Source organism: Streptomyces capparidis, from assembly GCF_054782095.1.
Genome location: NZ_BAAGTD010000131.1, coordinates 1 through 873 on the forward strand (window position 1 = coordinate 1; position 873 = coordinate 873).

An 873-nucleotide genomic window follows, 5' to 3' on the forward strand; every position below is an offset into this window, starting at 1 on the left:
GCAGGGACTGCCTCCGCTGACGCTCCGGCAGTCGCCCGCGCAAGCGCGGGCGGCGCATTCCGCAAGCGGAATGCGAAGCCACGGCAATTCCGCGCAAGCGCGGAATTGAGCGGATTCCCGCAAGCGGGAATCCGAAAAGCAGGCAGCGGGGACAGGGCGACCCCTCGAGCCCCGTGATGCACGCGTAGAGTTGCGAACTACCAGGCACTACCCTCAGCAGACGCCACGTCACCACCCCGCACATACACCCCCGCACCCACCCCACGACGCGGCCCCCGCCGCAACCCAATTCACACACCATCAAGTCCAGACAAGCCTCGGACGGAGACCCTCAACCGCCCAAAGCACCCCCCGCAGACACCCTGGAACACTCCACCCAATAAGACGGCGGAAGCACACGCTCAGAGGATGGCTTGAACCGGATGCATGACGACGATGCATCGCGTAGAGTTGTGCTCCGAACGCCACTCCCTCCCTCGGGCCCTGGAAACACCACCGAGGGAAACCAGAAAATCCCCCGCCCGACACGCCTAACAGAAGGTCAGGAATGCCGAGGAACGCGGCCACCGTACAACTCCGCCCCCACCAGGCGGAAGCCGTGGAAGCCATCGTCAAAGGCCTCGACATTCCCCCGGGACGCCGCATCCCCCGCGAAGGGCTACGAGCGACGGCGGTGGCGCCGTGCGGAAGCGGGAAGACCTACATCGCCGCGGCCGCGGCACACCGGCTCGCGCCCCGCGGCCGCGTCCTGATCGTCCTCCCCACCCTCGACCTGCTCACCCAGACGGTGCGGGAGTGGCGCAAGGCCGGCCACACCGGCCCCGCGGTGGCCGTCTGCTCCCTCGCCGAAGACGTCTCCCTCTGGGCGGCCGA

1 protein-coding gene is annotated in these 873 nt (G+C 68.0%); it reads left to right on the forward strand.

Features of this window, described 5'->3' with window-relative positions; genetic code table 11:
- Positions 1 to 547: 547 nt before the first annotated feature.
- Positions 548 to 873, forward strand: a 326-nt coding sequence (locus ACYVO2_RS37250; RefSeq protein WP_461012561.1) for a DEAD/DEAH box helicase family protein, incomplete at its 3' end; no start/stop codon positions are given.